Source organism: Providencia sp. PROV223 (assembly GCF_028479245.1).
In the GTDB taxonomy this organism is placed as follows: domain Bacteria; phylum Pseudomonadota; class Gammaproteobacteria; order Enterobacterales; family Enterobacteriaceae; genus Providencia; species Providencia rettgeri.
In genome coordinates, this window is the sequence record NZ_JAMPNG010000003.1 from 97295 (window position 1) to 117917 (window position 20623).

At 38.9% G+C, this 20623-nt stretch carries 21 protein-coding genes and 1 riboswitch; of the genes, 7 read left to right on the forward strand and 14 right to left on the reverse strand.

From position 1 onward, the window contains the following. Positions 1-459 precede the first annotated feature (459 nt). The gene (gene metK, locus PR767_RS05430) at positions 460-1611 is read left to right on the forward strand and encodes a methionine adenosyltransferase (RefSeq protein WP_004262078.1); all 1152 of its coding nucleotides are present in this window, start codon (positions 460-462) and stop codon (positions 1609-1611) included. Positions 1612-1784: 173 nt separating this feature from the next. Here metK and PR767_RS05435 read toward each other — a convergent pair whose 3' ends face one another. Genes PR767_RS05435 through PR767_RS05445 form a run of 3 tightly spaced genes read right to left on the reverse strand, consistent with a single transcriptional unit; the run spans position 1785 to position 2965 of the window. Further along, positions 1785-2195, reverse strand: a complete 411-nt coding sequence (locus tag PR767_RS05435) for a DUF6691 family protein (protein ID WP_004262080.1) — start codon at positions 2193-2195, stop codon at positions 1785-1787. Between the two features lie 4 nt (positions 2196-2199). Then, positions 2200-2637 carry a YeeE/YedE family protein gene (locus tag PR767_RS05440; protein WP_115166866.1) on the reverse strand — a complete coding sequence of 146 codons (438 nt, stop codon included), beginning with the start codon at positions 2635-2637 and terminating at the stop codon, positions 2200-2202. A 1-nt stretch (position 2638) separates the two neighbouring features. Further along, positions 2639-2965, reverse strand: coding sequence for an ArsR/SmtB family transcription factor (locus tag PR767_RS05445; RefSeq protein ID WP_110732107.1), 327 nt, complete (start codon positions 2963-2965; stop codon positions 2639-2641). Positions 2966-3071: 106 nt separating this feature from the next. Here PR767_RS05445 and PR767_RS05450 point away from each other — a divergent pair, with 106 nt between their 5' ends. Then, entirely contained in the window at positions 3072-3605 is a 534-nt protein-coding gene (locus PR767_RS05450; RefSeq protein ID WP_147318185.1) for a SprT family zinc-dependent metalloprotease, read from the forward strand. A 32-nt stretch (positions 3606-3637) separates the two neighbouring features. Here PR767_RS05450 and PR767_RS05455 read toward each other — a convergent pair whose 3' ends face one another. After that, positions 3638-4708 (reverse strand): magnesium transporter, encoded by a 1071-nt coding sequence (locus tag PR767_RS05455; protein WP_210838740.1) that lies wholly within the window; start codon positions 4706-4708, stop codon positions 3638-3640. Between the two features lie 73 nt (positions 4709-4781). Continuing rightward, positions 4782-4953: riboswitch (M-box (ykoK) riboswitch) on the reverse strand. A gap of 585 nt (positions 4954-5538) precedes the next feature. Here PR767_RS05455 and PR767_RS05460 point away from each other — a divergent pair. Next, entirely contained in the window at positions 5539-5775 is a 237-nt protein-coding gene (locus tag PR767_RS05460) for a HEAT repeat domain-containing protein (protein WP_004913253.1), read from the forward strand. Positions 5776-5876: 101 nt separating this feature from the next. On the opposite strand, the gene hcr is transcribed toward PR767_RS05460, so the two are convergent. Further along, positions 5877-6881, reverse strand: coding sequence for an NADH oxidoreductase (gene hcr / locus PR767_RS05465; RefSeq protein WP_004913257.1), 1005 nt, complete (start codon positions 6879-6881; stop codon positions 5877-5879). Between the two features lie 75 nt (positions 6882-6956). Then, a complete protein-coding gene (hcp, locus tag PR767_RS05470) occupies positions 6957-8609 on the reverse strand; it encodes a hydroxylamine reductase (protein ID WP_272519987.1) in 1653 nt (550 codons plus the stop codon). A gap of 305 nt (positions 8610-8914) precedes the next feature. Here hcp and clcA point away from each other — a divergent pair, with 305 nt between their 5' ends. Further along, positions 8915-10312, forward strand: coding sequence for a H(+)/Cl(-) exchange transporter ClcA (gene clcA / locus PR767_RS05475; protein ID WP_004913264.1), 1398 nt, complete (start codon positions 8915-8917; stop codon positions 10310-10312). Positions 10313-10383: 71 nt separating this feature from the next. Here clcA and tehB read toward each other — a convergent pair whose 3' ends face one another. The 5 genes from tehB to PR767_RS05500 all read right to left on the reverse strand — a co-directional run bounded on the left by tehB (position 10384) and on the right by PR767_RS05500 (position 14889). Continuing rightward, positions 10384-11271, reverse strand: a complete 888-nt coding sequence (gene tehB, locus PR767_RS05480; RefSeq protein ID WP_272519988.1) for an SAM-dependent methyltransferase TehB — start codon at positions 11269-11271, stop codon at positions 10384-10386. A 121-nt stretch (positions 11272-11392) separates the two neighbouring features. Beyond that, positions 11393-12472 (reverse strand): linear amide C-N hydrolase, encoded by a 1080-nt coding sequence (locus PR767_RS05485; protein ID WP_272519989.1) that lies wholly within the window; start codon positions 12470-12472, stop codon positions 11393-11395. Between the two features lie 174 nt (positions 12473-12646). Next, a complete protein-coding gene (locus tag PR767_RS05490; RefSeq protein WP_272519990.1) occupies positions 12647-13420 on the reverse strand; it encodes a topoisomerase IV in 774 nt (257 codons plus the stop codon). A gap of 319 nt (positions 13421-13739) precedes the next feature. Then, positions 13740-14318: a YceI family protein gene (locus PR767_RS05495; protein WP_042851639.1), complete on the reverse strand. Its 579-nt coding sequence runs from the start codon at positions 14316-14318 to the stop codon at positions 13740-13742. A gap of 13 nt (positions 14319-14331) precedes the next feature. Further along, on the reverse strand, positions 14332-14889 hold the full coding sequence (locus tag PR767_RS05500) for a cytochrome b (protein ID WP_272519991.1): 558 nt from the start codon (positions 14887-14889) through the stop codon (positions 14332-14334). A gap of 383 nt (positions 14890-15272) precedes the next feature. Between PR767_RS05500 and PR767_RS05505 the strand changes: the two genes are divergently transcribed. Next, the gene (locus tag PR767_RS05505; protein WP_272519992.1) at positions 15273-15902 is read left to right on the forward strand and encodes a glutathione S-transferase family protein; all 630 of its coding nucleotides are present in this window, start codon (positions 15273-15275) and stop codon (positions 15900-15902) included. Positions 15903-16043: 141 nt separating this feature from the next. On the opposite strand, the gene PR767_RS05510 is transcribed toward PR767_RS05505, so the two are convergent. Next, positions 16044-16664 (reverse strand): malonate decarboxylase holo-ACP synthase, encoded by a 621-nt coding sequence (locus PR767_RS05510; protein WP_272519993.1) that lies wholly within the window; start codon positions 16662-16664, stop codon positions 16044-16046. Between the two features lie 210 nt (positions 16665-16874). On the opposite strand from PR767_RS05510, the gene PR767_RS05515 reads away from it, so the two are divergent. Continuing rightward, a complete protein-coding gene (locus tag PR767_RS05515; protein WP_004913289.1) occupies positions 16875-17843 on the forward strand; it encodes an FUSC family protein in 969 nt (322 codons plus the stop codon). A gap of 140 nt (positions 17844-17983) precedes the next feature. Next, positions 17984-18625, forward strand: coding sequence for an NAD(P)-dependent oxidoreductase (locus tag PR767_RS05520; RefSeq protein WP_004913290.1), 642 nt, complete (start codon positions 17984-17986; stop codon positions 18623-18625). Positions 18626-18709: 84 nt separating this feature from the next. On the opposite strand, the gene iolB is transcribed toward PR767_RS05520, so the two are convergent. Together iolB and iolE are read right to left on the reverse strand one after the other, a co-directional pair. Then, positions 18710-19540, reverse strand: coding sequence for a 5-deoxy-glucuronate isomerase (gene iolB, locus PR767_RS05525; protein ID WP_004913292.1), 831 nt, complete (start codon positions 19538-19540; stop codon positions 18710-18712). 187 nt (positions 19541-19727) lie between these two features. After that, positions 19728-20621 (reverse strand): myo-inosose-2 dehydratase, encoded by an 894-nt coding sequence (gene iolE / locus PR767_RS05530; RefSeq protein WP_272519994.1) that lies wholly within the window; start codon positions 20619-20621, stop codon positions 19728-19730. Positions 20622-20623: the final 2 nt, after the last annotated feature.

Below are 20623 nucleotides of genomic sequence, written 5' to 3' on the forward strand. Positions count from 1 at the left end.
GCGGCGATCCGCATATGACGGTTGGATACTGTTATTCAGTAGATTATGGATCATTACCCATTAACCCCCAATATAACTGTTTACCCCTTTAAAATTTCAATGTGGTAGCACTATTTTGGCAGTTTGACCTGTTGATTTAAGCTATATCACCTTATTTTTTATTGAAATTCAAAAGTTTATAAACATTCCTGATAGATAGCAGAAGTTTTATATCATTCTGCTGGTATATAACGGGAAACAACAACCATCCGTTACGGTCGCAGTTTATACATCTATTGCGCTCAAAAAGCAAAACCAAAATGACTAAATTGCGATAAAACTTTACCCATTGCTGTTTTATGGCTCTATTCCTTTTTTGTATAAATACAGGTAGAAATTTTTACCGTATGGGACTAAAATAGCCGTCTAGATGTTAAAACATCCAATTATAAATTTGCGAATTCTTAAGGTATTAATCTCATGGCTACACATCTCTTTACTTCTGAGTCTGTATCAGAAGGGCATCCAGATAAAATTGCTGATCAAATCTCTGACGCAGTACTTGATGCTATTCTGGAACAAGACCCGAAAGCTCGCGTTGCCTGCGAAACCTACGTCAAAACAGGTATGGTAATGGTCGGGGGAGAAATCACCACCAGTGCTTGGGTTGATATTGAAGAAATCACGCGCAAAACTGTTCGCGAAATTGGCTACACCAGTTCCGAAATGGGCTTCGATGCCAATTCATGTGCTGTTTTAAGTGCAATTGGTAAACAGTCGCCTGATATCAACCAAGGTGTTGACCGTGTTGACCCATCAGAACAAGGCGCGGGTGACCAAGGCCTAATGTTTGGTTATGCAACCAACGAAACTGATGTATTAATGCCTGCTCCTATTACTTATGCACACCGCTTAGTTCAGCGCCAAGCGGATGTTCGTAAAAATGGCACGTTGCCATGGTTACGCCCAGATGCGAAAAGTCAGGTAACATTCCAATACGACAATAACAAAATTGTAGGTATTGATGCCGTTGTTTTATCTACTCAGCATTCTGAAGATATTCAACAAAAAGACCTGCATGAAGCGGTGATGGAAGAGATCATCAAGCCAGTTCTACCAGCAGAGTGGTTATCAAAAGATACCAAGTACTTTATTAACCCAACGGGTCGTTTTGTTATCGGTGGGCCGATGGGTGACTGTGGCTTAACAGGCCGTAAAATCATTGTAGATACCTACGGCGGTATGGCTCGCCATGGCGGTGGGGCATTCTCTGGTAAAGACCCATCAAAAGTTGACCGTTCAGCAGCCTATGCAGCACGTTACGTGGCAAAAAATATTGTCGCCGCGGGCCTCGCAGACCGTTGTGAAATTCAAGTTTCTTACGCTATCGGCGTGGCAGAACCGACATCGATTATGGTAGAAACCTTTGGAACAGGTAAAGTTGATGAGTCATTATTAATTCAATTAGTTCGTGAATTCTTTGACTTACGTCCTTACGGCTTAATCAAGATGCTTGACTTATTACACCCAATTTACCAACAAACTGCTTCATACGGCCACTTTGGTCGTTCACAGTTCCCATGGGAAAAAACTGACAAAGCTGAAGCATTGCGTGCCGCCGCAGGCTTGTAATTACGTCGGTAAATAAACCACATACAAAAAAACCCATCTAATGATGGGTTTGAGGTTGTTGACAAAGCGGGATAAAAGCGTGGTTTTTCCCGCTTTGTGTTATCAGCCGAAATCAATAAATTGATTTTCCTCGTTTATTTTCAAAACCGATTAGACTTGCGCTGAATTAACGGTTAATTTTTTTGCGTAAACTGGAAAATAGCCATTCCAGCAACCATCGCTAATGTAAATATTATCCCTTGTGTTAATCCCATTCCCGTTAACAATAATGCAGGTCCTGGGCAAATCCCTGCTAGCCCCCATCCCACACCAAATAACACACTTCCGGTGACTAGTTTTTTATCTATCGTTTGATTGGTCGGAATTTGCAATGGGCAATTTAGTACACTAACAGAGCGTTTTTTAACCCCTAAGAAAGCAATACCACTGATTACCATTCCAACTGCCATCGTAATTAATAAAGAGGGATCCCACGTTCCAGTAATATCTAAAAACGCTAAAATCTTTGCTGGATTTCCCATTCCGGCAATGACCAATCCTAAACCAAACAGTATCCCTGAAATTAATGCGATAAGAATAGGCATTGGTTTATCTCCCTATCCCATAATGGTTAGCTAATGCGACTGTCACAAAAGCAACAATCATAAAGACCAATACCGCAACAATTGAACGACGAGATAACCTAGCCATGCCACAAATCCCATGGCCGCTAGTACAACCACTTCCAAGCCGTGAGCCAAAACCAACAAACAGCCCAGCTAAAACTAAAATAGGTGTACTGGTTGCAATGCTAACTTCTGGTGTAAACGCCAACCAAGTAAATAGTGCTGGGGCGCTCATCAGACCAATAATAAAAGCGACTTTCCACGCAGTATCTCCCTTCGTTGGTTTTAGCAACCCACCTAAAATACCGCTAATACCCGCAATACGGCCGTTAAAAACTAATAAAATTGCAGCGGCTAACCCAATCAATACACCGCCAATTGCAGCAGACAGTGGTGTAAAATTAGCCCAATCGATTGTCATTTCATATCTCCTTCACAGGGCAATAAAGCTGGTATAATGTATTGAGTAACGTAAATAATTTCGCATCTGCAATCGCATAGTAAATGCGCTTTCCTTCACGACGCGTCATCACTAAGCCTTCATTACGCAATACCGTTAATTGTTGAGAGAGTGTCGGTTGTAATATTCCTAACTGCTCTTCTAACTCACTCACGCAGGCTTCACCCTGTGTTAATTGGCATAATAAAATTAAACGATCAGGATTCCCTAGTGTTTTCAATAATGAAGCTGTTTCTGACGCGGCCTGCTTCATCGCTAATAGTTGCTGTTCAGATGGATTATTGTGCATATGTTCTTGCTGTTTTATATTATATAAAAATACAATATATATTTTGGTATAATATATGTCAATTATTGCTTGTTTATGCCCATTGCCTTCACGTATCCTTTACTCCATGAAAACAATCCGTGTTCCACTTTTTCTACAACAACAAGTTATGCGCATATTGCGAGAAAAGCTCGCACTTGCAGAGCATAAACTCGAACAGTCATTTCCAGAACCAACGGTTAATTACAAACAACGGGGAACAACTGCGGGTAGTGCTTACTTAAAAGAATGGGAAATTCGCCTCAACCCCAGTTTACTCATCGAAAATACAGAACAATTTATTGATGAGGTTGTGCCTCATGAATTAGCGCATTTGTTGGTTTTTCATATATTTGGCCGTAAAAATATCGCACCACATGGCAAAGAATGGAAATGGATGATGCAACACGTACTGGAAGTCACAGCGAAACGTACACACAACTTTGCGGTTACGACAGTAAAAAGTAAAACTTTTCGCTACCATTGTGCCTGTGAAATGACTCATGAATTAACCATACGCCGTCATAACAAAGTGCTACGAGGTGAAAACCAATATTTATGTCGAAAATGTGGGGAAGTGTTAAAACAAGAAGAGGTTTTTGTCGCTGCGGCAGAAAATTAACCTTTCTGCCGCACCAAGTTTGAGGTGTGCGCTTAGGCAAACTCTGTCATCACTAATTTTGCGATTTCAAAGTAAATAATTAAGCCAGTTCCATCAATAAAAGTGGCAATGAACGGTGCAGAAACGACTGCTGGGTCCACTTTCAGTTTTTTCAATACCATTGGAATAATCGAAGAAACAACCGCGCTCCACATTGTAATCGCAACGATGGTTAAGCTAACCACAATAGTCACTTCGTGGCCAACACCTAAAATCCATGCACGGATTAATGCCGCACCACCGATAGTCACCGCAACTAAAAATGAGGTAGAGACCTCTTTCTTTAGTACTGTGCCGAGATTACGTAAACTCACCTCGCCCAATGCCATTGCACGGACTAATGTTGATGTAATTTGTGTTCCACTATTACCGCCTGTACCAATCAACAGCGGAATGAAAAACGCTAACGAAATTGCGGCTTCGAGTTGTTCTTCAAATGCTTTTAATACAGTTCCTGTATACGCTTCGGCCACAAATAGCATCAACAACCAAACGACACGTTTACGCCATAAAGTTACAGGACTTGTCGTTAAGTAGGGCTCATCTAATGGGGTGGTAGCGCCTTGTAGCTGCGCATCAAGTGTATTCTCATCTTCAATCAGTTCGGCGATATCTTGCGGACGCAAAACACCCATTAATTTGCCAAATTGCACCACAGGTATCATATCTAAACCGCTATGATTAATCAGGTCATAAACATCATGACGTGATTGTTCTGGGGCAACAGAAAAATAATTGTGTCTCATGATATCAGACACTAATAAATTTTCAGGTGAAGCTAATAATGATTTAACTGAAAGAATACCATTTAAATAATTGTCGTTATCGACAACAAATAAATAGGTTGGGATTTGCTCGCCATCAAGGTGCTCAATAAGATTTTGTTTCACACAAGCTATTGAGTCTGCGACAGAAACTGGCAAATATGATTGACTCATATAAGCGCTGACTGTTGCATCATCAACTTTTGGTGACGGTGTATTATTGTCTTTGAGGCGCGCGCCTTTCATTGCGGATTGAGCAATAGCAACTGCTCCCGCTTTGTTCTGGGTAGTGAATGTCATTTTTTTAGTCCCTATTACTGTTGGTTACTCAAACAGTACTCACATAGGGGCGAAACCAGATGAGAGAATGCGAAAGCTATCTCTTCGTCTCGGTTTTAGCACTATACAACGTATCCTGATTTAGCAGGAAGTTACATGGGGATATACCTTCGGTCGATATATCCTGTCCTAATCTTGGGCGTCTCTCGACGTCGTCAGATCAGTAACCTATGTTTGTATAGGAGCCTCGCCTAACGAGATACTGCACTTTGGATGCGGCGCGAATTATACCCATTGGTGAATTAATTGCCACCCTATATCTACGGTTTTTTACGCATGAGAAACTTATTGTTTAGGTTTCGTTTAAGTTTATATTAAATAAATCTTCACAAAGTAACAGAATGTAACTAATAATAAAATTAAATATTCAAATTAAAATAAATATATTTAGTTACTTATCAATAACCAACCCTTAGATAAATCTAAATAATATTTGTAATATTATTTAGTAAATCTTATCGATAATTAATCAAAACTTACCTGTCGATTTACCTTATAATACAAAAAAACAATATAAAGGAGTTAGCCTAATTAAATATAACTGAAACGCTTTATTAGAGTATATACAATCACTAATATTAATCACCTATTGGTTTTTTATATTAAAAATAATCAAACAAGTAAATTATGATATAAGAAAATACACTTATATCACTATTTAATTCGACATTATCATTAAAAACTATTCTTTTAAATTGTTAATATTTAATTTCAGACATCAATACAGTATTAAATATCACAAGAATTATCTTAGAATATTTTTTATTTTATTTAACAGTGAAAGTTTTATTATGGATAAAGTAATTGTTGGAATGTTAACAAACTTAACATTTCGCGTAAATGATGAAATCAAAATTGCTGCCATTTCTGCTTTAGGAGATTTCAAAGCAACGATTGAGTATAATGATGCCATCATAAGAATCATAGACTTATGTCAAGACCCAAATAAAGAGGTTGCTGTGTCAGCGATTAATACACTCAGCAAATTATCTATTTATTTTTTACGTAGTTCACTACCGGAACATTAATTACACTCTCAATTCGAGTATTGTAAATAATTACTATGATTTATTTTATAATACTGTCCCATTAATAATCTAATGAGACAGTTTGCATATATTAAATAATTTTACGCTATTTCAGTGTCGCCCTGCAATTGGCAACTACACGCTAAAACATAACCTTCCGCTATTTCTGCTTCGGTTAATGTCATTGTACTTGTGGTTGTATAATTTCCTGACAGCACTTTTGTTTTACAACTTCCGCAAACACCCGCTCGGCAAGCCGCAATAACAGGTTGTTTATTTTGCTCCAGTGCAGATAATAAAGACGTCCCCACTGGGACTTTAAAATCGACCAATCGTTGACGAATTTTTAACGTAAGAATATCTTCACTATCAACAACTTCTGGTTCAGTAGAAAAACGCTCCATAAAGAAATGTTCAGCAGGAACACCTAAATTTGCAGCAAATTGCTGTGCATTTTTCATATAAGGTACAGGCCCACACGTCATCACAATTCGTGAATTAATATCGGGTACTAACGCTTTCAATTTCTCTTCGGTTAAACGCCCTTGAGCAATATCGCCATTATCTGGTGTTTCCGCCATGACACACAATTGCAACCGTTCTGGATATAACCGGACGAGCTTTTGCCACTCCTCAGCAAAAATAACTTGCTTATCATCGCGAACATTGAATAGCACTTTTACATGGGAATTTGGGCGATTCACCATCAGCCAACGTGTCATTGACATAATCGGTGTCACCCCACACCCAGCAGCTAACATCAAATACTGCGAGTTTTGTAGATTGGCACAGGTGAATTCCCCTTGTGCTTCTGAAAGCCAAAGGTAGTCACCTTCTTTAACTGAGCGTGTTAGCCAATTTGACCCTTCTCCATCGTCTAACCGCCTGACAGTAATGGAAATAAAACGACTTTGTCCCGGTGATGATGAAAGAGTGTAAGCACGCATGACATCATCACTATTTTTAATACTGACCAAAGCATATTGACCGGGTGAATATGTATAAAAATCATGATTGATAAGGTTGATTGTCCAGACATCTGATGTTTCTTGAATAATAGAATGAACTTGCATTCTATTTGGACATAAACTGCTTGGCATGGTCATCGCACTACTCCTTTAAAGGGGGTCGCTGCCCCCATCTTTCACATCGTTTTTAAGCTTTTTCTATCGGTTTATTGATCATGCAGGTAAAATTTCTGCCAGATCTTGCTCAACTGTTGTAATACTTCGCATGCCAAATTTCTCATTTAACACATTCAATAAGTTTTCAGTTAAGAAACCAGGCGCTGTTGGGCCGGTATAAATATTTTTCACACCCAACGCTAATAATGTTAAGAGGATAACAATTGCTTTTTGCTCAAACCAAGACAGAATCAAACTCAATGGTAAGTCATTAATACCACAACCAAGTTTCTCTGATAGATTCACCGCAAGCATAATGGCAGAGTACGCATCGTTACATTGGCCCACATCCAATAAACGCGGAAGCCCTTCTAACGTACCAAAATCTAATTTATTAAAACGATATTTACCACAAGCGAGTGTAAGGATTAAGCAATCTTCGGGTACACTACGCGCAAAGTCCGTGTAGTAGCTACGCTCACCGCGGCTACCATCGCATCCACCAACGAGGAATACGTGACGTAATTTTTTCTGTGAAACTAAATTAATCACCGCATCTGCCGCACCGAGTAGTGTTTGACGACCGAAGCCAACTGTAATTTTGTGTTCGATTTCGGTATACGGGAAACCAGCCAGCGACTGAGCTTGAGCAATCATTGCAGAAAAATTATCACCTACTAAATGTTTTGCACCCGGCCAACCCACAATACTACGCGTCCAGATACGGTCTTTATAATCACCGACATCAGGGTCAATAATACAGTTAGAGGTCATCAAGATAGACCCTGGGAACTTAGCAAATTCCACCTGCTGGTTTTGCCAACCGCTACCATAGTTACCGACTAAATGCGCATATTTTTTCAGCTCTGGATAACCATGTGCTGGCAGCATTTCACCGTGGGTATAAACATTGATACCCGTACCTTCAGTTTGTTCTAACAACATTTTTAAGTCTTTCAGGTCATGACCTGAAATTAAAATACACTTCCCTACGACTGGACGAACGTTAACTTCCGTTGGTGTTGGATGACCAAATTCGCTCGTTTCACCTGCATCCAAAATTTCCATGATCTTGAAATTCATCAGACCAATAGCCATCGCATTATCAAGCAGCTCATTCATATCTGATGGCAATGTTCCAAGCCAAGCCATAATTTCATGGTATTGGCCATAAACCTCATTATCATACTGACCTAAAACATGGGCGTGTTCCATATAGGCTGCCGCCCCTTTTAGGCCATATAGGCATAACATACGTAAACCGTGAATGTCTTCGCCGACTTCAGCTTTATCAATATCTAATGAAAATTGAGCCGCTTGTGCCTGTAGGGTTGGAATGTCAGTCCCATTTAATTGCAAATTAATTAATGGATGATTGAAAGCCACAACACTATTCACAGATTGACAATGTTTAATTAATTTATCACGCAAATAAATAGCTTCACGGGCATAACCGATAATACGTTCTGAATCAAAGTTGACGTTAGTTAAAGTAGAGAAAAATGCGCGCGGAGCAAAACTATCAATATCATGGTCAATAATACCCAGCGAGCGAGCAGTGACTGCGCTTGCAGATAAGCTTTGCAATACAGCAACTAATAAATCTTGAAGGTCAGATGTTTCTGCTGTTTTACCGCACATACCCTGCGCGTATGCACAGCCATTTCCAGCTGGAGTTCTAATTGTTTGTTCACATTGCACACAGTACATGTTGTTAGCCCCTTAAAGTTGCATTTCAAATACAACATTAAGACTACGCTCTTTATTAGAATAAAAAAGTGGAATTATTCATTATCTAATGGTTTATTGATCTATATTAATATTCATTGCAAATGAGAACTATTCACAGTAATGAAAGTATGCTATTCGTGCTGCTGTTTTTTGTATTTCAGCTGCCTTGCTTAAATACACTATTTTGCATTTTATTTTTTTCCTGATACCGTTCTTACGGTAACTCTTGTTATACTTACCTATAAGTGTTTGTTATTCCATCGTATAAAGAGAATCCAATAAAGATGAGCCAGGTAAATTCAGCAAGTAAATCTATGATAAAAAGCCGGTTACGGATTTTTAAACGGTTAAAAGAATCAGATAAAACACCTGTAAAAATCTTACTACTCGCGGCACTCATTGGTGCTGCGGTCGGTCTTATCGGTTCTCTATTTGAAATAGGAACAACTTGGATTAGCAACTATCGCGTTCAATCAGTGAGTGAATGGGTTGCTCCAAAATGGCTGATGGTTGTTGGGATGTTTTTTATCTCGGCACTTCTTGCCATGTTAGGCTATTACCTAGTTAAACGGTTCTCCCCTGAATCGGGTGGGTCTGGGATCCCCGAAATTGAAGGTGCATTACAAGATTTGCGCCCCGTAAGATGGTGGAGAGTCATCCCAGTTAAGTTTATTGGTGGATTAGGGACATTGGGTTCAGGCATGGTGTTAGGGCGCGAAGGGCCAACTGTACAGCTTGGTGCGAACCTTAGCCAAATGTTTTATGATTTATTTCGTTTAAAAGATAATGAGTCGCGCCATACCTTACTTGCCTCTGGTGCTGCTGCTGGTTTATCTACAGCATTTAATGCCCCTTTAGCTGGCATTTTATTTATTATTGAAGAAATGCGCCCGCAATTTAAATACAGTTTAATTTCAATTAAAGCGGTATTTATCGGTGTTGTTACCTCCACCATTGTCTATCGGTTAATTAATGGGGAAGCTATTATATTAAATATCGGTCAATTCTCTTCTGCACCGATGAATACTTTATGGCTTTATTTAATTTTAGGATTAATGTTTGGTGTCATCGGTATCTGTTTTAATGGTTTTTTATTGTACCTACAAAGTAAATTTTTAGCATTTTACCAAAATAAAATTTCTCGCTTTGTATTGATGGGCGGGCTAATTGGTGGTGCCTGTGGTGCAATTGGCGTTTATCTTCCTGAAATTGTTGGTGGCGGCTATTCAGTGATCCACCAGATGGTTGCAGGCCAATTTACCATCACTTTATTATTCATATTTTTTGCTTTACGGTTTTTAACTTCGACGATTAGCTTTAGCTCTGGCGCTCCAGGGGGTATTTTCTCCCCTTTACTCGCCCTTGGTACCTTATTTGGTGGTGTTTTCGGCTACGCTGCCCTCGAAATATTCCCTAATTACCAAATTGAAGTGGGGACTTTCGCTATAGCAGGCATGGGAGCATTATTTGCCGCAACCGTCAGAGCACCATTAACTGGGATAGTTTTAGTTTTAGAAATGACAAATAACTACCAGTTAATCTTACCGATGATTATTACCTGTATTGGCGCCACAATGATAGCCCAATTTTTAGGTGGTAAACCGCTATATTCTGTCTTGCTCGAAAAGACTTTAGCCCGAAGCGAAAAAGAAACCGCTAATTCCGCCGCTAGCAAACCTTAACGATTAGAAATAAAAAAGAGTTGCCACCCACGGAAACTCTTTTACTAAGATAACCTATGCAAGTCTCTTACTTACTTTTTCCGTGCAATGAGTGTTGCAAAATTTAATTTAATACGATTACCTTGTGAATCAGTGCGGTGTAAATGACCAGGGTTTTCGTTATATTTTAAAATATCCCAATCCTTATAATACCCTTCTAGCTCCCCTGGTTTTAAGAAGCATTTAAATGGCACTAAATCCAGCGGTGCATCTGGCGTTTCAACGGCACACACAATAACGTTAACTCCCCCTGGCAGGGTATGTTCTTGCATATTAGTAATAACATTGGCGATTTTTTCTCGCTGCAAGAACATTAGCACGACAGTGGAAATGATAAGTTCGTAGTTCTCTTGTATTTGGTGACTATTAATATCATAAACAGCCGTATGAATATTCTCTACCCCAGCTTGTTTTTTAACGAAGTCAATTGCTTGGATATGCTGAGGGTTGATATCTACCGAGGTTACGTCATAACCCTGTAAGGCAAGATAAAAGCTATTTCGGCCTCTTCCCGAACCTAAATCTAATGTTTTACATGGCTTACTAAGGTGGTTCTCACACAGGTAGCGCACTTCTGAATGTGGAGGCGTTAACCCGTGTTCTTTATAAAATTTCAGTTCTGGTTTGCATAAAAAAGCCAATTGGCATTCCATGTCATCACTACAAGCAGAAATACGATGCCAAACTTGAGGTTCGATAATAGGCGGCTGGTTATGAATATCAAAAGTAAAATGTTGTTCGCTGCCATCCTCATTAAAAATGATAAAATCTAAAGAGCCTTTTAGCACTTTCAACTGTGCATATGTATCCTCTTTTGTATTATGACGCTCTTGGAACATTAACGGTAAAGACGCTTTATTCCAAACCGGCATGGTTTTGTAACACACGAGATTATTCATATCATCACCAATAAGTTGCATTTTAAATACATCTTATACCGTTCGTTTGCTATCTGCAAAACATTCATGGATAAATTATCGAGGACTTGATTCATATCAACCCCCTATAGATAAAGAGGGCTGATACGCGCTATAGGATAAGTTAGTAACCTAACTGTTTCGCACTTAACCCTAAGAATTCAAAAGGTTTTGTAACCACATATTTATTGGTCGCATCCCCCGAATAAATATGGCTCTGCTCTTCACCCAGATCCAACTTTTTCACTTGTCCAGTTTCTGCTGAAAAGTCAATTTTTGCCAAATCAGTCCAAAAAATATTTGGCGTCAATGCAGATTCAAAAAAATAGAGCTGACGTTTATGGTCAACTAATGTCCGCCAGCGCGTTGACGATATTTCAGGCGAATTTTCGGACGTCAATCCGTAAGGGACAGACACATTACGTACGACACTGAAAACACTGGCGACCGCTTTATTAGGCGTTGTTTTCTGAGGAATTGCATTAATATAAAATTGCGCACGAGCAAATCTATCAGCGGAACGATTTGTCCCCGGTAGCATGACAGTACCACCAATTCCTTGCCAATATTCCTGCATTGCTAATTGCTTCTCATAAGTAGGCGAATTAGTCATAACTTGATACTTGCGACTATGATGAATGACCTGCTTACCATCAATATATTCAATAATTGCGCTATCGCCACTCGCATCTGATAATGACAAATGTAAAGTCGCTAACCTATCTTGCCCAGGAACATTATCCGTTGCCACGACCAGTGGATTTTTTTCTAACGCTGCAACAGCCTCTTCCACTGTCGCATAATTATCTAGCACATATTGTGCCCATAGCGATATCGACAACGCAGGTTGCTTATTATCTACTTGAGGGTATTTTGATTCAGCAAGCCATAATAAATTGGCAACTAGACCTTCTTCGTTCACTCCATCAGTTGTTGAAATATCATAACCTGAGGCGATCACACTACCGTATTTTGATTTCCATTTTAAAGAGCTAGGTCCTGCAATGCCATCACGCTCCATGCCTCGAGGAAAGATCCATAGATTAGTGCCTATATCGTATTTCCAATCCATTGTTCTACCGGTCATTATCTGTTCATTTTCACCTAAATAAACAACCCGAGTACAAGCTTGACTTACTGCAATTGGCATTGATATCGCAGTCGCAGCGGCAAGTGCGATGATACTTTTCTTAATAAATTGCATGCCATCTCCAAAATAGTTAAAAATAAATTTATATAATAAGCATACTACATAAATACGAACTATTTATGCTCAAATAATAATGCATTAAAAAAAGTGCGATTAACGCTATGAAATGTAATACTTAATGACACAAAATGGTACCAATATTAATCAGTACCATTTTGCTAAAAAGAATTAATTATTTACTGATGAAAATAAAGAACGTAACAATGCCGCTTTTTTCGGATTATCTGGAATAGATAATATTTCATCATAAAAACTAATAGAAATACGGCACGCTAGTGCAGGTGATTTCTTCCCTGCTTCTAAATTCCCAAGAATTGCAGTATCTTCACCATACTTTGCAGAAAGCTCGCTAGCAAGTTGGGTTAATTCCTCAGAATATTCTGTCGGGGACATTAACGCCTGTTTTACACCCGCTTCACTTGAAATTAAAAGTTCATTGGTTGCCTGAATTTGTTTCAACAAAACAGCTTGGCTTTTTTGTGGTGGAATAATTTCTGCTGTTTCTCTCAAATGCGGAAATAGTGAATAAAAACACGTTTTTCCCGTTGGGTCTTCTTCCAATAAGATTTTTAGGTAATCATTAACTCTGCTAGTAAAGTTAATCACGGAGTCATCAGAGGCATATTCCATACGCTCTAGTACTAACTTCATGACATTCCCGACTACTTGGTCAAACAGTTGACGGCGTAAATCTTCATTAGTTGGGTCGTATTGTGTAATTAGATGCTCAAAACTTTGATAGGTTTCAGGGCTTATTTTCTTAACCGTCGCGATAATCGGTAATTCTTTTTCAACTTGAGCAAGTGCCTCTGAATGAATTGCACTATTATTTTCTGTAGATAACACATTGTTATCTTTACTTAACCAATAAAAACCGAATGCAAATGCAATAAAAATAATGCTAACAATTAATGCGGTTTTACGTGAGTTATTTGTATTCAAAGTTACCCTGCCTTTTCTTGTAAAACGGTTCCCCACAAACACTTTCAAGCTACTTATATACTGTAGAACCAATTGCATATAATGCCATGGCATCTAAAACCGATAATATTCACGTATCTAAAGTGTTAATGCCACGAATTGAACGATAAAAAGTAATAATGCTTATTTTAGCTTGTATTAAAGTCGTCTAGCTATAGGAATAAGGGAAATTGCGAGGTTCAGACGGGGGAATTTGCCACAAAGAAACAATTTATAATACGGTAGATATAAAAAAACCTCCAGCACTCGAAAGCCTGAAGGTTTTTTTATGATAAAAATCTTATTTAACTTGAACACCTTCAACTGAAATCAACAGTTGTGCTTCTTGAGATTTAGGACCCAAATCAGATTTGATGTTAAATTCTTTTAACTTAATATTACCTTCTGCTTCAAAACCTGCACGGTATCCACCCCAAGGATCTTTACCTTCGCCCATTAATTTAGCGTCTAATGTAATTGGCTTAGTGACACCATTTAAAGTGAAATCACCAGTGATTTTGTAGGCTTCACCGTCTTTCTTCACTTCTGTTGAAACGAATTTCGCTTCAGGGAATTTGGCTGCATTTAAGAAATCACCACTGCGTAAATGTTTGTCACGCTCTGCATGGTTAGTATCAATGCTACCTGTCTTAATAGTAACTTCGACTTTATCTTTTGATGGATCTTTTGCATCATAAGTAAAAGACCCATCAAAGTCTTTAAAACTACCATATACCCAGCTATAACCTAAATGCTGAATACGAAATTCAATAAACGCGTGTTGGCCTTGCTTATCAAATTGGTAAGTTTCTGCTAATGCTGAACCTGCCGTTAAAAAAAGTGCACCAGTAGCCAGACCAAGAACCGTTTTCTTCAACATAATTATCTCCACGTTACTTATCGGGGTTAAAACCCAACATTCTTTTTAATGTAATATCACGATCAAAAAAGTGATGTTTAAAAGCTGCAAAAACATGCAACACTGATAATAGAACCACTGCCCAAGCTAAATATAAATGAACTTCACCTGCGGTATCTGCTTGTGTCGCAGCACCGGTAAATAGTGCAGGAACATCAAACCAACCAAACACACTAATAGGTTGTCCATCAGCGGTTGAGATTAAATAACCACTGATCAAAATACTGAATAAAATAATATAAATCAGAATTTGAACAATAATAGAGCTAGCTTTCGTTAATTTACTGTAGCTTGCTAATGGCTTCGGCGGCGGTGAAATAAATCGCCAAATCACACGAAATGCCATAACAATAAATAATAATATTCCTATACTTTTATGTATCTCAGGAGCTTGATGATACCAACTATCATAATAGCCTAGTGTCACCATCCATAAACCTAAAGCGAACATTCCGTATACGACAATTGCGACTAGCCAATGTACGAGCAAAGAGATATGCCCATAGTGGCTTGCATTATTTTTCCATTGCATGATAAAAACCATTTAGAGAAGAAGGTAATATTTTATTAACTAAGCCGTAATAATCATAAGGTGAAATTAATTTTATTCCTATCCCAAAGTTAAACAAATATTTTGTTGAAGACATTCAAATACGATCAACATAATGAAAAATAGATTAGTATTTGATTTTGTCTAGTTTTAATTATAAAAGTTGAATAAAGATTCTTCCACTTTTGTAAATGGTCGTAACTAAATACTTAGTTCATTTATTTATTAATTTCAATTAAATCTAGCTTATTCCTAATAGATATAAGCTATTTTCGATAAAATAACATTTGTAGGTCTGCCTTTTTCCCCATACATTGGTATTCGTCCTTTTAACATTGCGCGAACTGACTGATAGGTTAAATACTATGTATAAACTTTGGATAGCAAATAAAAACTACTCTTCATGGTCATTGCGCCCATGGGTTTTACTAAAGGTATTACAGATCCCGTTTGAAGAAAATTTGTGTTTATTTGAAAACGGTAAAAGCAGTCATGAGAAATTCAGTCGTTTTTCCCCTACCGGTTTAGTCCCTTGTTTAATCGATGAAAACCAAACAATATGGGATTCATTAGCCATTTGCGAATATATTGCAGAAGACTTCCCACAAGTCTGGCCAAAAGATCGCAAAGCCAGAGCATGGGCTCGAAGTGCCAGCGCAGAAATGCACTCAGGTTTTAGTGCGTTACGCCAGCAGTGTCCAATGGATGGTGCTCATAATGCACCACTTAATAATATTTCAATTGAATTACAAACTGACTTAAACCGCTTGCAGAAACTATGGCAGGATGGGTTGAACCAATTTGGCGGCCCTTGGCTTGCGGGCAGTGAATTTACGGCTGTAGATGCCTTCTTTGCACCCGTTGCCTTCCGAATCCGCAGTTATCATTTACCTGTAAGCCCAGCGGCTAAACAATGGGTTGACCGAGTTTTAGTTTTGCCTGCAATGAAAGAATGGCATGACGCAGGTTTACAAGAACCGAATATTGAACATTAATAATAGGCGAGTGGGGAGGCATTATGTGCCTCCGATTTTATTTGATTAGTAAAAAATCACCTGCTCGAACATCAAAATTAATATTTAATCAATTTGTCGGCTATTCAAGCTACAGTCGGTTATTTAACAGACAAATAGCAGCTATAATTTTTCATCCCACGGGTCTGCCGTCATAATATCGCCAAGTGGTGTGTGTAATGTAACCTGTTCATTTTTAAACCACTCTGCTAATGAAAACCCACCCTTCGGCGTTTCAACATAGATATCGATTGGGCAATAGGGTGTATTCGCCTTAATAGCAAACTCAGCAAAATCTTCTTTTTCTTGAGGGTTCGGACAGCGAATGACCACATCAAGGTCGCAGTCTGACAACATACTTTGGATATCTGTCGCTAAAGTGTAAGCACAGCTGCCTGTGACTCCCCATTGCCAAGGCCATTTAGTTTGCGAAATGATCCATAAAACCTGCACAGGTGGTAAAGCAATAAACATTGAACGTTGTAGTTCCACCGAATTTGCCACCAAGGATTCCACATTCATAATATGCGTGATTGCCGATTTTTCAATTTGTGTCGTGATGCGTTGGTGTGGCTTAATTCCTCGAATTGCGACAGTCAGTTTATTCTCATCCGCTTTATTTCGGTATACTGTCAACGGTAATTTACTGTTCCATTGTGAGCCAACCCATTCAGGAAGCGATTCTATCGCGACATCATTATTACTGCTGACCCAAACAAAATCATGAGGATTGATTATTTGCATTTTATTACCTTTATGATTGCTACGACTGCTCTTCCCTATTATGCCTTTTTTGTCACATAAAAACAGAATATCAATACTAACAACGCCACTGATACCATTTAATGGTAACTTGTCATAAATACTGAGTGATTGCCTTGAAATTTCACACCGTATAATATTTAATTACGTTATTAATTAATGAGTTAAGCTTCTATTTACGAGCATCGAATTATGAGAACGTTTCCTGCTATTCATGATGGGATTATTTTTACCAGCTGTATGTTTTTTAGTGCCGCAACTGCTTTTGTGATTTTAGATGCGCAAGCAGCGATGTGGGCGACATTCTCAACACTGTATTCATTTAATTTATTCAATGCAGCAAAAGAATATAAAAACTATGCTTACACCGCTTGTTGTTTATTGATGATTTTAGTGGCTATTTTTATCGGTGATACCCTGCGGCTTGGTACGGCGTATTATATTTATCTCGCCATTTTTTCGTTCATTTATTACCAATTGTATGGCACAGATCCCGCAATGGATTTAACGATGAAGTTTATGATTATCATGTCGACAATTGGCACCATTTTACCTGATATATCAAGAAGTTTGGCGTTAGGTTTTATTATTGGCAGTGGAGTAACGCTAATCACGTATTATCTCCTTAGTCATAAAATGACACGCCATAGCGTTATTACGAGTGCTTTAGTTGAACAAAATTTGTTTACGTTGAGAAAAAATATTATTCCCCGTTCGATGATTTATGCTTTAGGGCTATTACTCGCACTTGCCATTCCACGCAGTATAGATCTAGGGCACTTTTATTGGACATTATTGACCTTTGTTTTTGTATTGCATCCAAAATCACAAAGCATCGTTAAAATTACTTTGCAGAGAGTCTTAGGCAGCCTTATTTCTGTTTTATTGCTGTATTTTTTATTCAACCTACCACTTATGCCATACATCGGTTTAATTGCAGTTGTGGTATTCGCCTTTTTAATGCCAATGAGTTTTCATCATGGATATACGTTTATGACATTTGTCGTGACAAGCTTAATTTTATCCATTCTTGAGCTCGTTATATATTGGCGTCACCCAACCTATGAATTATTGTTTGACCGCGTTCTTGAAACCGCCTTAGGAGGAACCATCGCCATCATGACGAGTATTATTTTAAAGTTATTTAGAGAAACAAAATAAAATTAAGCATATTCCCCAATAAGAACGTCTGTTCTATACTCAAAAAAGAACACATTGGGAAAAGAAGTCTTAGTCCTAAAGCCTAGCCCTATCAGTATCATTATTCTTGAGTGTGACATTCAAGCAAAGAGGAACTGAAGATGAAAATATCGATTATTGGCGCAACAGGTTTTGTTGGCAGAGCATTAGTTGCTGAAGCACTACTTCGGCATCACCAAGTAACAGCGATTTCTCGTCATAGTAATCAACTATCTCAACACGCTCACTTAATCACCGCGGCTGGAGATATCACCGATATTCCATGGTTAACCTCTCGGCTAAAGGGGCAGGATGTTGTCATCAGTGCGTTTAATGGCGGTTGGCAGAACCCTAATTTGTATCAAGATACTGTTGCGGGTAACCTCGCAATTTTACATGCTGTACAAAAATCCATGGTCAAACGGTTCATTGTGGTGGGTGGTGCAGGAAGTCTAAAAACCACTGCAGGTATTGATTTAATTGATTCCCCTGATTTTCCTGCTGAAATAAAGCCTGGCGCCCAAGCAATGAGAGAATTTAAAAACCAATTACAATCCATTGATTCATTAGATTGGACCTACGTTTCTCCTGCCGCCATGCTTGAAGAAGGAGAAAGAACAGAAACCTTCCGGCTTGGCGGGAATCAATTATTAATGAATGGTAATACTCCCGCTAAAATTTCTGTTGAAGACTTTGCAGTTGCTATTCTTGATGAAGTGAATAATTCACAATTTATTCGCCAACAATTTACCGCAGCCTATTAAGTTTAAGCATAAAAAAGCCGGTAAATAGTTACCGGCAAAGATAGATAACAGAACTTAATTCATTCACATATTGCTGTTTTTAACTTACTTTTCACGATGTTTCGCTGCATAGATTTCGCTGTTCACCCAGTTATGGTCTTTTTCCCATGTAAATAACCATTTACGTGTTGGTCCCGCCATCACATTAAGGTAATAGTTATCATAGCCAGCCACTGTCGCCATTGGGTGATACCCTTTTGGTACCATAACAACATCTTTGTTATATACCGCCATGCACTCATCTAACTCGCGGTCGTCAGTGTAAACACGCTGCATACAAAAACCTTGAGATGGATTTAAACGATGATAATAGGTTTCTTCTAGATAAGTTTCATTGGGTTCATTATCGGTGTCATGTTTATGGCTTGGATAAGAGCTGGTGCAGCCTTCATCTGTAAAGACCTCCACGACTAATAAGCTATCAGCGGCTTTATCATCCGGTAAAATATTATGCACGTAGCGCTTGTTATAACCATGGCCACGTTGCTCTGCACCAATATCATCTGGACCAATTAAACGTGTTGGATAGGTGCCCTTTCCTTTAGCACTGCAAACGGCCAATTCAAGATCGGTATCTGCGATGACCTCAGCAAACTCTTGGGCTGTCACATACACAGCATAGGGTTTTTTACGTTCGAAAGGATCCATTCGGTCGCCAATGTTTTCAAACGTTTGATTAGTTGTTTTAATCGTCGCTTTACCTGCTACTAAGACTAAGCACATTTCATTTTCAGAAGCAGGTAAGGAAATAGACTCACCTTGTTTTAATTCGTAAACATCAAAGTGAACATAACCCCAGTTAGCGATTTGTGGAGTGATATGCTGAGTACGCTTATGTGCATCTGGAGCATGGTATTTCGACAATAATTTTGACATAACTTTCCTCTGACACTTTTTAGATTCTAGATAGGCAATTCTTTTTAGTCACTAACCGTTTCATCAATCAAATAGTTCAGTTTGTGGCTAGGCGGCTAGCGCACCAATCCCTAGGAGCATACACAAGTATGTGACTAGGGGGGGTAAGCGAAGCCAACAACGCCACAGACTGAAATATGACGACGATTTAGATTAAACCCGCATCCTTAGCAAACTTAGACAAATTGTTGTAACCCAATGTGGCATAAGTTAATGGATGCGCAATCGCAGGGTCTTGCTCTGCTTCAACCACCAGCCAGCCATTTTCATATTGGCTATTTTTCAATACCTTAAACACGTCAGGATAGTTAACGCAACCATCACCCGGTACCGTGAACACACCGGCTAATACGGCATCTAAGAAGCTGGTTTTACGGTTTTTAACATCTTTTAGGACATCTGCACGGACATCTTTGCAATGTACGTGATTGATCCGTTTTGCCCAACGTTTAGCCACTTCAACCGGGTCTGCGCCAGCAAAGGTTAAGTGGCCAGTATCTAGCAATAAACCGACCTCATCGCCCGTGTGCTTCATTAGGTTATCAACATCTTCTGCTGACTCAATCACGGTTCCCATATGGTGGTGATAGGCGATTTTCACGCCTTGAGATAAGGTATATTTCGCGAATTCGGTCAGTTTCTCACCGTATTCTTCCCATTTATCGGCTGGGAACAATGGACGCATATGAACAGGTTTGTTTTGGTCGCCATGAATACAGTTGGTCACTTCTGCAAACACCATCACTTTAGCGCCTAAATCACGCAGTAACGCTAAGTGCCCTTGTACCGCTTCAATTTCTTCTTCCACGCTGCGAGATAATAGTTCTCCCGAATACCAGCCTGAAACCAGTTGTAAGTCATGCTGTTTTAAAATCGGCCCTAGAATCTCCGCTTTGCGTGGAAATTTATTACCTAATTCAAAACCAGCGAAACCTGCTTGACGGCCTTCAGTTAAACATGTTTCTAGAGATGTTTCTGCCCCTAAAGTGGGTAAATCATCATTCGTCCATGTCAACGGGTTAATACCAAGTTGGATTGCCATGA

What these genes read in the sequence shown, in the direction of transcription:
- metK (WP_004262078.1), top strand. Translation starts at nt 460, where the DNA reads ATGGCTACACATCTCTTTACTTCTGAGTCTGTATCAGAAGGGCATCCA.
- PR767_RS05435 (WP_004262080.1), bottom strand. Translation starts at nt 2,195, where the DNA reads ATGCCTATTCTTATCGCATTAATTTCAGGGATACTGTTTGGTTTAGGA.
- PR767_RS05440 (WP_115166866.1), bottom strand. Translation starts at nt 2,637, where the DNA reads ATGACAATCGATTGGGCTAATTTTACACCACTGTCTGCTGCAATTGGC.
- PR767_RS05445 (WP_110732107.1), bottom strand. Translation starts at nt 2,965, where the DNA reads ATGCACAATAATCCATCTGAACAGCAACTATTAGCGATGAAGCAGGCC.
- PR767_RS05450 (WP_147318185.1), top strand. Translation starts at nt 3,072, where the DNA reads ATGAAAACAATCCGTGTTCCACTTTTTCTACAACAACAAGTTATGCGC.
- PR767_RS05455 (WP_210838740.1), bottom strand. Translation starts at nt 4,708, where the DNA reads ATGACATTCACTACCCAGAACAAAGCGGGAGCAGTTGCTATTGCTCAA.
- PR767_RS05460 (WP_004913253.1), top strand. Translation starts at nt 5,539, where the DNA reads ATGGATAAAGTAATTGTTGGAATGTTAACAAACTTAACATTTCGCGTA.
- hcr (WP_004913257.1), bottom strand. Translation starts at nt 6,881, where the DNA reads ATGACCATGCCAAGCAGTTTATGTCCAAATAGAATGCAAGTTCATTCT.
- hcp (WP_272519987.1), bottom strand. Translation starts at nt 8,609, where the DNA reads ATGTACTGTGTGCAATGTGAACAAACAATTAGAACTCCAGCTGGAAAT.
- clcA (WP_004913264.1), top strand. Translation starts at nt 8,915, where the DNA reads ATGAGCCAGGTAAATTCAGCAAGTAAATCTATGATAAAAAGCCGGTTA.
- tehB (WP_272519988.1), bottom strand. Translation starts at nt 11,271, where the DNA reads ATGCAACTTATTGGTGATGATATGAATAATCTCGTGTGTTACAAAACC.
- PR767_RS05485 (WP_272519989.1), bottom strand. Translation starts at nt 12,472, where the DNA reads ATGCAATTTATTAAGAAAAGTATCATCGCACTTGCCGCTGCGACTGCG.
- PR767_RS05495 (WP_042851639.1), bottom strand. Translation starts at nt 14,318, where the DNA reads ATGTTGAAGAAAACGGTTCTTGGTCTGGCTACTGGTGCACTTTTTTTA.
- PR767_RS05500 (WP_272519991.1), bottom strand. Translation starts at nt 14,889, where the DNA reads ATGCAATGGAAAAATAATGCAAGCCACTATGGGCATATCTCTTTGCTC.
- PR767_RS05505 (WP_272519992.1), top strand. Translation starts at nt 15,273, where the DNA reads ATGTATAAACTTTGGATAGCAAATAAAAACTACTCTTCATGGTCATTG.
- PR767_RS05510 (WP_272519993.1), bottom strand. Translation starts at nt 16,664, where the DNA reads ATGCAAATAATCAATCCTCATGATTTTGTTTGGGTCAGCAGTAATAAT.
- PR767_RS05515 (WP_004913289.1), top strand. Translation starts at nt 16,875, where the DNA reads ATGAGAACGTTTCCTGCTATTCATGATGGGATTATTTTTACCAGCTGT.
- PR767_RS05520 (WP_004913290.1), top strand. Translation starts at nt 17,984, where the DNA reads ATGAAAATATCGATTATTGGCGCAACAGGTTTTGTTGGCAGAGCATTA.
- iolB (WP_004913292.1), bottom strand. Translation starts at nt 19,540, where the DNA reads ATGTCAAAATTATTGTCGAAATACCATGCTCCAGATGCACATAAGCGT.
- iolE (WP_272519994.1), bottom strand. Translation starts at nt 20,621, where the DNA reads ATGGCAATCCAACTTGGTATTAACCCGTTGACATGGACGAATGATGAT.